At 41.7% G+C, this 11484-nt stretch carries 10 protein-coding genes; 5 read left to right on the plus strand and 5 right to left on the minus strand.

Going from position 1 to position 11484, the window contains the following annotated elements:
* Positions 1 to 109 precede the first annotated feature (109 nt).
* Complete coding sequence (locus LC574_RS07945; protein WP_229452617.1) at positions 110 to 679, minus strand: Uma2 family endonuclease; 570 nt, start codon at positions 677 to 679, stop codon at positions 110 to 112.
* Between the two features lie 239 nt (positions 680 to 918).
* Positions 919 to 1872: a stage II sporulation protein M gene (locus LC574_RS07950; RefSeq protein WP_229452618.1), complete on the minus strand. Its 954-nt coding sequence runs from the start codon at positions 1870 to 1872 to the stop codon at positions 919 to 921.
* Between the two features lie 80 nt (positions 1873 to 1952).
* On the opposite strand from LC574_RS07950, the gene LC574_RS07955 reads away from it, so the two are divergent.
* The 3 genes from LC574_RS07955 to LC574_RS07965 all read left to right on the plus strand — a co-directional run bounded on the left by LC574_RS07955 (position 1953) and on the right by LC574_RS07965 (position 3932).
* Entirely contained in the window at positions 1953 to 2798 is an 846-nt protein-coding gene (locus LC574_RS07955) for a DUF485 domain-containing protein (RefSeq protein WP_229452620.1), read from the plus strand.
* A 45-nt stretch (positions 2799 to 2843) separates the two neighbouring features.
* The gene (locus tag LC574_RS07960; protein WP_229452622.1) at positions 2844 to 3623 is read left to right on the plus strand and encodes an RDD family protein; all 780 of its coding nucleotides are present in this window, start codon (positions 2844 to 2846) and stop codon (positions 3621 to 3623) included.
* Between the two features lie 90 nt (positions 3624 to 3713).
* Positions 3714 to 3932, plus strand: coding sequence for a hypothetical protein (locus tag LC574_RS07965; protein WP_229452624.1), 219 nt, complete (start codon positions 3714 to 3716; stop codon positions 3930 to 3932).
* Here the strand turns inward: LC574_RS07965 and LC574_RS07970 are convergent.
* Positions 3918 to 4172 carry a hypothetical protein gene (locus LC574_RS07970; RefSeq protein ID WP_229452625.1) on the minus strand — a complete coding sequence of 85 codons (255 nt, stop codon included), beginning with the start codon at positions 4170 to 4172 and terminating at the stop codon, positions 3918 to 3920. The two genes, LC574_RS07965 and LC574_RS07970, sit on opposite strands and share 15 nt — an antisense overlap.
* A gap of 297 nt (positions 4173 to 4469) precedes the next feature.
* A complete protein-coding gene (locus LC574_RS07975; protein ID WP_229452627.1) occupies positions 4470 to 5258 on the minus strand; it encodes a DUF1868 domain-containing protein in 789 nt (262 codons plus the stop codon).
* A 233-nt stretch (positions 5259 to 5491) separates the two neighbouring features.
* Between LC574_RS07975 and holA the strand changes: the two genes are divergently transcribed.
* On the plus strand, positions 5492 to 6481 hold the full coding sequence (gene holA / locus LC574_RS07980) for a DNA polymerase III subunit delta (RefSeq protein ID WP_229452629.1): 990 nt from the start codon (positions 5492 to 5494) through the stop codon (positions 6479 to 6481).
* A 109-nt stretch (positions 6482 to 6590) separates the two neighbouring features.
* Positions 6591 to 7073, plus strand: coding sequence for a DUF4168 domain-containing protein (locus LC574_RS07985; protein WP_229452631.1), 483 nt, complete (start codon positions 6591 to 6593; stop codon positions 7071 to 7073).
* A gap of 763 nt (positions 7074 to 7836) precedes the next feature.
* On the opposite strand, the gene LC574_RS07990 is transcribed toward LC574_RS07985, so the two are convergent.
* A partial coding sequence (locus LC574_RS07990; RefSeq protein ID WP_229452633.1) for a PAS domain S-box protein occupies positions 7837 to 11484 on the minus strand: 3648 nt, incomplete at its 5' end.

An 11484-nucleotide genomic window follows, 5' to 3' on the forward strand; every position in this document is an offset into this window, starting at 1 on the left:
GTCTACTACTGTTTCTAAGATACAAGGTTGGGTTGAACTAAGTGAACAGAATATCTTTTGTTACTCTTGGGCTAAAACATTAATGCTAAACTAATCCGATTAATATTTGTTACATAGTCACCTTTAACCACCCAAAAATATCACCTACCGTCAACTGTAACCCCTGACAGAACTCTGGCACTGGTAAAACAGACTCATTTTCCTCAAAAGGTAAAGGTTGTTGTTTTGCAGGATAAGCAGCAATGAATCGCTCATCAGGGTCAATTAACCAACCCATTTGAGTTCCGTGATTGAGAGCGTGTAAGATTTTTTTTGTAACTTTTGTATGGCTTTGTTCGGGGGAGAGAATTTCAATTATCCAGTCGGGTACTGCGGCAAATGTATTGGCAATATCACCATTTTCGTCTACAGGAAGCCTTGCCCAAGAGAATACAGCAACATCGGGAACTATAGAACGCCCTCCAAAAGTGCAACGTAATTCTGGAAAAGCCCAACCCATTTTTTGCACTTTGACAACAGAATTGATTGTGGGACAGAGTTCTCCTTGAATAGTGCTATGTTTTCCTTGAGGCATAGGTTTTGGAATGATTTTACCGTCGATGTACTCGCAATACGGTTTAGTTTCTGGTAGTGCGAGAAACTCCTCTAAGCTCAATATTTTATTTGATGTTTGTATCATGATTATCTTTTTTTATATAGTTAAGTCCTAACTGGTGAAGTCTTAACTAAAAAGTATTTACCTTATTCAATACCTTCGCCAAATCAAAAAATGCCTCGATTCATAGGTTGGCTTGAGGCACGAAACCCAACAAATACGTTGGGTTTTGCTTCGCTCAACCCAACCTACAAAAAAATGGCGAAGGTATTGTTATTCTAAAATATTTTTCAATTTACCAATCTGCCGCCATCTAAATTATTTCATGTTTGCTTGCGGCTACAATACATAACTAAAAGTATAAATAATCCCATTCCTGCCAGATATTTAATTGCATCAGGTACGCTGGGATTAGGAGAAAAAAAACCTTCGATCGCACCAGCAATAATCAACATTGGTACAATCCCAAATACTAGCTGCACCGCTTGAGAACCGTAAAATTTCAGTGCATCCCCACGCCGATATTTACCAGGAAATAAGATTGCTCTTGCTAATAAAAATCCTGCACCCCCAGCAAAAAAGATGGCGGGTAATTCTAAGGAACCATGCGGAAATACAAACGCCCAAAAAGGATAAGCCAGATTATTTTGACCCACCAAAGTACCAACAGCACCAATCAATAAGCCATTAAAAATCATCAAATAGACTGTGTATAGCCCAGCCGTGATGCCACCGGCGACAGCCCCAAAAGACACGGACAGATTATTGATCATAATACTGCTGGATGCCAGAGGTTCAACGCCGACAATTGACCCCATCCATAATTTATGCTCATCTCGCACCTTGGTAATCAAACTTTCAGGTAGGATCAAAGTCATAAAGCTGGGGTTTTGCCAAGAATACCACCAAGCCACTAATGCCCCCAGTAAAAACAGCGCCGTTGCAGCAGCAATATATGCAAATGTTTTCTGAACTACAGATGGTAATCCCCAACGGTAAAATTCTAAGATTGCCTGCCATTCCTGTCGCCGCGAACCTTGGTAAATCTGCGTATAGGCACGAGTTGTTAAAGATTGTAAACTTTGTATCAAAGTATTGCCGATTTGCTGAGTGCGGGCACGGGCCAAATCTGCCGCTACTGAACGATACAAACTCGCTAACTCTCTAATTTCTGCTGCCCGTAGGGACTTTAACCCTTTTTTTTCTATCTGCCTTAATAGGGCATCCAAACGCTGCCAATTTGGTTCTCGTCGCGCAATCCAACGTTGAATATTCATGAATTTTGGGAACACTGAGTTGAACTTAGCTTAAGATAACCTCAAATTCATCTCCGTAGTTTCAAGGTAAATTTGCCATTATGTCTGAAAATTTTGGATCTCCCGGTCAGATACAACCACTAAGTGTTGGGAATGTAGTGAGTGCTGCCGTGCGATTGTATCGTTCTCATCTGAAGACTTATCTGAAACTGGCTGCGATCGCTCACTTGTGGATTTTAGTTCCGATTTATGGCTGGGCAAAATATGCAGCCATCTGTGGACTCATTTCACGCTTGGCTTTTGGAGAATTGATTTACCAACCTGAAAGTGTGCAAGCCGCCAGGAGCCATGTTAATCCGCGTCTGTGGTCATTTTTAAGAGTTGGTTTTCAGATAGCAATATCAATGCTTTTAATTTATTTTGGATTAGTGATCGTTGGTGGTATTGTGGGTGCCTTGCTGGGAGTTGTATTAGGAAGCATATTAGGTACTACAGGCGTTGTAGTCGCAACCACATTGGCAATAATTTTAATGGTAGGTATTGTGCTGTTGGGCCTAACCTGGTTCTACTCCCGTTGGATAGTAGCTGAGGTACCCTTAGCAGTTGAGGAAAATATTAATGGTAGCGAAAGTATCGCTAGAAGTTGGGAGTTAACTAAAGCCTCGGTACTTCGCATTGTGGGCATCGTTTTAGTTGCTTTTATCGTTACATTGCCGTTGCTATTTGTATTAAACTATATACCTAGCTTATTCTTAATAGGGCTTGAGCCAGGTTCTGCTATCTACTCAATTGTGTATTTGATTTCTTGGATTGGAAGCTTGATAGGTGGAGTTTTAGTCATGCCATTCTGGCAAGCACTAAAAGCTGTTTTATACTTAGACTTGCGGACTCGGCGTGAAGGTCTAGGTTTGCAATTAAGAGAACCTCCCTCGCAAGATTTTCGTTAACTTAACATCTTAATTCAACTCAATTAATTTTGAATTAGCTAAAATATGCGCTTTTTTAATCGCATCACATTCCAGACTCCAGAAAGTGTAGAGTTGGAATTCACTTTAGCGGGAATCGGTAATCGAGCTTTGGCGCTGCTGATTGACTATCACGTTTTGGCTGTGATTTGGGTGGGATTTTTCACAGTTTGGTCTATCGTTTCAGTCCAGTTAGGAGATTTTTGGGTAGATATTTTCGGCACCGCAGTGACTTTATGGTTGATAGCGATCGCATTCCTTGTCAGTTTTATTCTTTACGTAGGATACTTTATAATTTTTGAAACCTTATGGTTTGGGCAAACCCCTGGTAAACGGGTTGCTAAAATTCGCGTGGTTCGAGATGATGGTAGACTCATCGGGCTACAACAAGCAACCCTACGTGCCTTACTGCGACCCTTTGATGAAACTTTATTTATTGGCGCTTTTTTAATTATGTTGAGTCGTCGAGAAAAGCGTTTAGGTGATTTAGCGGCTGGCACAATTGTAATTCAAGCCCAAACACCCATTGCATCTGCGACATTGACAATTTCAGAACAGGCAAAAGGACTTCATGAACAGTTAATCGAAATTGCTGATTTATCGCAATTGATGCCAGATGATTTTGCTGTGATTCGTGAGTATTTACAGCGACGTGGTGCAATGTCGTTAAAGGCAAGAGCATCACTATCTCTAAAGCTAGCCGAGCAAGTTAAAGCTATTATTAATTTAGAAAACTTGCCAGAAGCTGTTACACCTGATGTATTTTTAGAAGCTGTTTATCTTGTTTATCAACAACCGGAATTTTAGGCTAGAGATTTTATTTAGAGCATTGGCAAACACACAGTTAACCAAATAACGGCATAGAGAAAGCAATTTTTGCTAATTATAGAGGTAAAAATGGAAACCACAACCAGAAAAGAAGCTCTAATTAAAGCTATTTATGAGCGATTAGAACAAGCTTATGAAGACACTTTAGAGGATGTTATAGAACTTTTAGACATTCGCAAAGCAGAAGACCAAGAGGATATTAAAGCTTTACATGAAGGACGGGAAGATATTAAGAAAAATGGCACTATTCCTTGGGAAGAAGTGAAACGAGAATTAGCCAGTGAATAAATATAAAATTGAATTCTCCAATGCTGCATCTAAACAATCTGCGACACGCACTTGCGTTCGTCGTTCCTCCTCTCTACGAGACGCACTCGCGTTCGCAATGACAATTATTTTCTCATTACAGCTATTTTCAGGTAAATAGACCACGCGGTAGGGGTAAAGCGCATTGCTCATTGGTGTCAACTTAACGTAAAAGCCATGTCCCGCAAGGAACTGAAGTTCCTTGCTAATAGCAAAAGTCATCTGAAGATGACTAAATATACCCAAAATCTTTAGTCTACTGAAGTAGACTAAAGCTTGTAGCCTTGAACTTCAGTTCAGGGCGGGTGAGGAAGCCAACAGTTAAGCCATTTCTAGCTTAAGTTGACACCAATGAGCATTGCGCTTTACCCCTACAACAGATGTGGTTCAAATACATGAAAACTGCTGTAATTTTAAGCTATTTAGAAAATTGCTTCATTTTCAGGAATACATAACTAATAATGAGTAGTCAGCAGTCACTGAGTGGAAACTACTGACTACTAACTACTAACTAATGACTTAAAAATCTAAAATCGGCCAGTCTGGTTCACGATAATAGCGTGTCATATTGTCAAACTTTCGCAATTCGACGCGATTAATCAAAAATTCTGGCAAATTTAACAGCCATTGTTCATTCAATTGAGAAAGCATCGTGCTGAAACTTGTGCGGTCTAAGTCAGATGAAACCTCCCCAAAATAGGCTAATGTAACATGTGCTGTGAAGTGATAATGCTGCTCAATACCCAAAGCAATTAACTTGGGATTTTGATAAATTGTTCGGCGAAATTTAATAATTTCCTCGTAACAACGTTGATCTTGGGGTACTAGACAAACGGCTACAGCTCTTGGCATCAGTATCAGTCCCAGCATTTGCCATTTAATCGGATAACTCTTGTTTGTCATCAATTGTTGATATTGCCGAAAGGTTTCGGCTAAACAAGAGTGTAACTCCTCGTCAAATTTGGGATTTTTTTCGCAGGCGTCAAGGTAAGCATTGTCCCAAATTAAATCCGCTAAAGTTATATGGAAGCTAGCAGGAGGTAGAGGCACAATCAAATCACGGCTTACAGGCAACTGCAAAAGTTCCTGTTGGTAAGTCTGTAATTTGGCATAGAAAGCAGAGTTTTGTGATTCTTCTTCTGCTGGCGGGGTAATTAGCGTATAGCCAGGAAAGGACGCTGCTTGTCTCAACCCAGAATGTGGCTGAAATTTAGAAGATTCCTGGATATGCTGAACTTGGGATCTGTAGGCTTCTGGCAGCGTTAGCCGTGCTAACCGATTTAAGTAAGTTTGATAGTTGTCGTCCAATCTTCATAGCCTCATGCTCTCACTTGATAGATTTTAGGGAAAATTACCTTGATTAACAGAATGATTTTAAAGTATTTAATTTTGGGAGTGGGGAGTGGGGAGTGGGGAGTTAGGAGTTAGGAGTTAGGAGTTATAAATATTAACTCTTCACCAATGCCCAATGCCCACTTGCCCTGAGCGAAGCTGAAGGGATGCCCAATCCCTCATTCCCCGATATACTACGAGGTTAGTCTATGCCAATTTATGTTTACTGGGGTGAGGATGATTTTGCTATGGAAAAGGCGATCGCTATGCTGCGCGATCGCGTCCTCGATCCCCAATGGATAAGTTTTAATTACACTTCATTCACCGCAGATCAAGCTGATGCGGCTATCCAAGGGTTAAATCAGGTCATGACACCCACTTTTGGCGCTGGTGGGCGCTTGGTATGGCTAATAAATACTACTCTTTGCCAACACTGTCCAGAGAATGTGTTAGCAGAACTGGCGCGATCGCTAAGAGTCATTCCCGAAAACTCATTTTTATTGCTCACCAGCCGCAACAAGCCCGATGAACGCCTCAAATCCACAAAATTGTTAAAACAATTTGCTACCGAATTCCGAGAATTTCCCCTCATTCCCCCTTGGAAAACCGAATTGCTGGTGCAATCTGTTAATCAAGCAGCTCAGACTGTGGGTGTAAAACTGACTGCCAATACTGCTCAGTTGTTGGCAGAATCTGTAGGAAATGATACACGCCTGCTCTACAATGAGTTAGAGAAACTGCGGCTATATGCTCAAGGTAGCAACAAGCCTTTAGACACAGATACTGTTACCAAATTAGTAAGAAATACTACCCAAAATAGTTTACAATTAGCGGCAGCAATCAGAACAGGAGATACACCTAAAGCTTTGACGACACTGGCAGATTTGAGCAATGCTTCCGAGCCGGGATTACGGATAGTTGCCACGCTGATTGGACAATTTCGCACATGGCTGTGGGTCAAGATTATGATAGAAAGTGGGGAGCGCAATCAACAAGCGATCGCTATTGCTGCTGATATCGGTAATCCTAAACGGATCTACTTTTTACAGCAAGAAATCAAGCTTCTTTCTGTACAACAGTTAATCTCTTGCCTACCCCTACTATTGGAATTAGAAGTGAGTCTCAAGCAAGGAGCATCAGAAATACCAACACTCCAGACTAAAGTCATCGAACTTTGTCAAGTATGCCGAGGGAATTGACAATCAAATATAAAAGCTTGATGTATTGAGCAGTTGCTGGAACTTCCAACTCCGAAAATAATTCAACGTTCTTATAATATCCCTGATGTAGTTTTGTGTCACACACTATATGAAAAAGATTTCTGATTTATTTTCCCGATCTAGCCGAAAGCGAATCCTTTCCCAATCATTCTTTTTCGGCGCGATCGCCACTGTAGGTGTAATTTCCAACGCTTTTTCCTTTAGTTTAAAAGCTTATAGTCAAACTCCATCACCAATAGTTAACAATACTGAAATTAACAGCTATGCTAAAGCTGTGCTAGCAATGGAGCCAGCCCGTCAAAATGCCTTTGAAGAAATTAAAAAACTTATTGGCAATGGAGAAATTCCCAAGATTGTTTGTAACGATTCTAACAGCATAAATGGTCTTCCAAAGAAGGCTCAAGATATCGCAATGAATTATTGTACCTACGCTCAAAAAGTTGTCGAAGAGAAGGGTTTGAGATTTGAGCAGTTCAACAAAATCACTATAGAACTACAAAGTAACGATATTTTAAAACGGCAGGTTTATAATACCTTATTACGCCTGCAAAAAAGTCCTGACTCTCCGTAGTTAAAAGAATTAATGGCTCTTTTGAATTCCCCACTCATTGAAGAAGAATTCTGCAAGCGAGAATTCTTCTTCAAGAAAGTGCTTCCATTCGAGAACCGCTATATTGAAGCCGCTTCTTTTAAATAGCGATCGCCCCAAAAGACAACAATTATTTATACTGAAATAAAAATATACATCTAAATATTTTTATATGCAGGTATTGACCTTGGAAAAAATTGGTATTTTGTATAAATTTTGATATTAGTAACAAAGAAAATGGGACATGGGGTAAAATTTAATCCCTATTCCCCATCAGGGCTATTTCGTTCTAAACATAAACCGCCCAGAACTAAAGTTCACAGGCTTTTAGCTTAAGTCCACTAAAGTGGACTAAAAGCCTTTCTTATACCCCATATTCCGCACTTCAAAATGTATTATCTCTATTTTCAAGAATTATTTCTAATAATGGTTAAGTTACTCAGGATTAATACTTAAAATAATTGGTACTTCGTGATGTTTATCTAATCATTGTTAACTAGATTTTGGAAATCTACGTGTATTACACGATGAAGTGCGGAATGTGGGTTATACCAATTCCCGAAAATCCTGATACATATAGATTTATCGTAAGGGCATGGCAATGCCATGCCCAAACAGCAGCGTATTTGTATCATTATTAAAGTGAAATGGTATTAGTCGTCTTTAGACGACTTTTGCTATTAGCCTCAGAATTTATTCTGAGGCGGGCTAGATGAGAATGAAATAGCCCTATTCCCCATTTTCTCTAAGTCCGTCCAGCAAGTCTGGCAACTACTGTAGCTAACTCAGCTGCCTCGATAGGTTTAGGTAAATGTAACTGATAACCTTCTTGTATAGCTCGCATCCGATCCTCTGCCCTGGTATAAGCTGTTAACGCTGCGGCGGGAATATTTCCCCCTAGTTCTGGTGGTTGCGATCGCACTTTGCGGATCAAAGAATAACCATCCTCATCGGGCATACCAATGTCGCTAACTAAAACATCTGGTTTCCACTGTGTAATTAGCTGCAATGCTTCTTTTACTGATGCTACAGCCTGAACTTCGGCTTGGTAGTGTTCGAGGATTGTGGTGATGAAGTCACGAGTATCGGCTTGGTCATCTACAACCAGCACGCGCACACCAAGGAGGGAAAGAGGGGTGGAGGGAGAGAGAGGTGCAGGGGCAATGGGATGGAGGGGTGGACTCTTCAGAAGTGGTAGTTTGACTGTAAACGTCGCCCCTTGTTCTTTACCTGGACTATTTGCGTAAACAGTACCGCCATGTAATTCTACTAAATTACGCGCGATCGCTAATCCTAGTCCTAATCCACCATAGGTTCTAGTGCTAGAGCTATCAGCTTGACGAAAGCGATCAAAAACGCAAGGAAGAAAATCAGCGCTGATACCAATACCTGTGTCAATTACTTGAATCTGGGCATATTTATCCGTTGTCTGTTGTTTTTCTTGGCCAGTGACTACAGACAATTGCACCTCTACCCGTCCTCCTCTGGGTGTGAATTTGATGGCATTGGATAGCAGATTCCAGATTATTTGCTGTAAGCGCTCGAAATCACCGGATACTAAGAATTGAGAATTTTCGCCCAACATGGTTTGGGATTGTGCTTCTCTTGATTCTAGATTTTCGTGATTGATTCCTAATCCCAAATCTGAATTTGGCGCGAAAGTGACCACGGGGAGTATCCCCGGTGGCGCATTTCGCGTTTCTTTTGAGGGAATAAAGGAAAATGTTAAATCGATTTCCTTAGATTGGGCGGCGAGGCTAACAGTCTCTAGGCTCGACTCAATCATTGGAAGCAAATTACAAGTACGGACATTAAGGCGTAACTTGCCTCTCATCATCCGTGATATATCCAGCAGGTCTTCAATTAGCTGGGTTTGTGCCTTAGCATTGCGTTCAATTGTCTCCGTAGCCCTAGCTATTAGGGTTTCATTAAGCTTACTTCGTTGCAGTAATTGCGCCCAGCCAAGGATGGCATTGAGGGGCGATCGCAATTCGTGGGATAATATTCCCAGAAACTCATCTTTCATGCGGTTAGCCTCTTGCAACTGCTCAGTTTGTTGTTGCAAAGAAGCAATTAAACTAGCTCGTTCCATTGCGATCGCTATTTGGTCGCATACTGCTTGCATCATCCCCTTTTGATTCTCGGTGAAGCTTAACAGAGTGCGGCTGCCAAAAGAAAGAGTACCCAACAAGCGTCCTTGGGCGATCAATGGGTATGCATAATAAGCAGTAATGCCTAAAAAGCGAATCAATTCTGTTTGCGCGTCAGTTGATTGCTGCACATTCTCTACAGCTATGGAATGGCGTTCTTGCGCTACAGTACCGCAAACCCCTTGACCTAATCGCAAGTACTCAATTTCCTTTGCCATTTCCTGGGAAATACCACTGTAAGACCTCAACCGCATTATTTGAGAGTTATCCTCAACCAAATAGTTTAAATAAACTTCTATTCCAATTTGCTCTCTTAGTTTTCGGTAGACGCTATCGATTAGTAGTACTGGTTCTTGGCTTGATAGTAAATCGTTGGCTGTGTCAAATAGTAAATTTAGCCTTTTGTAACCTAACGAGAGCGCTTTTTCTACCTGCTTGAGGTTGCTAATCTCTTGGAACACCAAGATACAGGTAGCTGGATGACCGTGCATTGCTGGCAAGGTATCAGCAAATACTAGTAGAGAACGCACACCGCCGGGAGTGTACCAGTCTACCTCCAATCCATTCAGGCGTTCGCCAAGGGCAACCCGCACTCCTGGCATTTGTTCATTGGGAATGCGATCGCCAGCTGCATCTGTATAATGGTAGACTGTATGATACTCTGCGGCTGGTACACCTTTGGGAAATTCCCCCCCAGCTAATTCGTTAGCAGAGCGATTGGCAAAAGTTACCCGCGCCGTTCCTGGTTCAATAAACAGCAACGGTCTTGGCATCAGATTTAACACATCCTCTAGCCATTTTTGCTGATTTAAGAGTACTTCCTCTGCCTGTTTGCGCTCCGTAATATCTAAAAATGCACCAACGCTTCCTCTGGTTTTACCCTCTTCGTCAAACAAGGGTGCAATGTACTCCAACAGGTTGACAATTTTTCCATTTTCATGGATAATATCAAGCTCACAATCTAGAACTTCAACACCATGAGCAGCAGAGTACTGCATTGGGAGTTCATCTGCTGACAATTCCCTTCCCTCGCGGTAGACTTTAAAGCTTGTCGGTTTTTCGTCCAAGGGAGCACTGAGGGAGGCATTTGTATCTGACGATATTCCCAACTGCTTGGCAAAAGCAGGGTTGACCTTGATATTTTGGCATTCTGGATCTTCGGCAATGCCAATTCCAATAGGAATTACCTCCAACAGAGTTTGTAACTCAGTAATGCGGCGCTGTAAATCCTTGTTTAGTTGTAGAATTTGTTCCTTAGCTAGTTTTTGTTCGCTGATGTTGCGAGTCACAGTTGCTAAGGCAATTGGCTGACCTGTCTTGTTGTCTGTAACAGTGAAGATATTGTAATCAATTGGTATCGGTTGACCTGTTTGGAGGTGGCGAAAGCAGAATTCTCCCTGCCAGCGCCCTTGTAGTAGCACAGTCGGCAGTATATATTGTTGAAAATAGGCTTTGTCTTTGGGCATGAAGTAATCTAATACTGGCTTTTGCCTGACTTCATCAAGGCTGGAAAGCCCTACCAGCTTTTGACCTGCATCATTTATGTAGAGTAATTGACCCTCAAGGGTAGCGATGCCGATAAAGTCAGAGCTATTTTCTACCAGCGATACTAATTTTTGTTGCTCTGCTTCTGCTTGCTTGCGTTCGCGTAGCGCAGCTTGCTGTTCGCTCAAGTCGAGGATAAATGCTACTGCCTCGTCGCGGTTTTCTCCTAGCAGCACGTAACCAACTAAAACCGGGATACGGCTACCATCCTTGCGAATATATTCTTTCTCGTAAGGCGTACAAGCAGCGTTGGTGCTTCCCTTTGCTTCCGCGACACCTCGCTCATCCAAGTATAAATACTCTGGTGGTGTGATATTGTGCCAACTTAACCTACCTGCTAACAAATCCTCCTGCGTGTAACCAATCATCCTCAAGAATTCGTCGTTTGCCTGTTGGATACCGCCATAAACATCGCCCAACAGAATGCCAATGACGTTAGAATCTACAAAACTTCCCAGTTTAGCTTCGTAGGTTCTGAGTGTTTCCTGGGTAAGATCGCGTTGATGGCTGAAGTGTTCAATAACCCTGGCACTTTCCCAAATCAAAATAGTAAAAATCACAATCAGGACGATCGCAAATACCGATACTGCAAAAGCCGGATCGTATTGTCCTGCCCGTTGACCTTCAACAATTACCCACCCCAATATAGAAGGTACTGCGATCGCGGCAATTAATAAACGACGAATTCTTGAGGATGA

The sequence above is a fragment of the Nostoc sp. CHAB 5715 genome, assembly GCF_020829685.1.
Lineage (GTDB): Bacteria > Cyanobacteriota > Cyanobacteriia > Cyanobacteriales > Nostocaceae > Nostoc.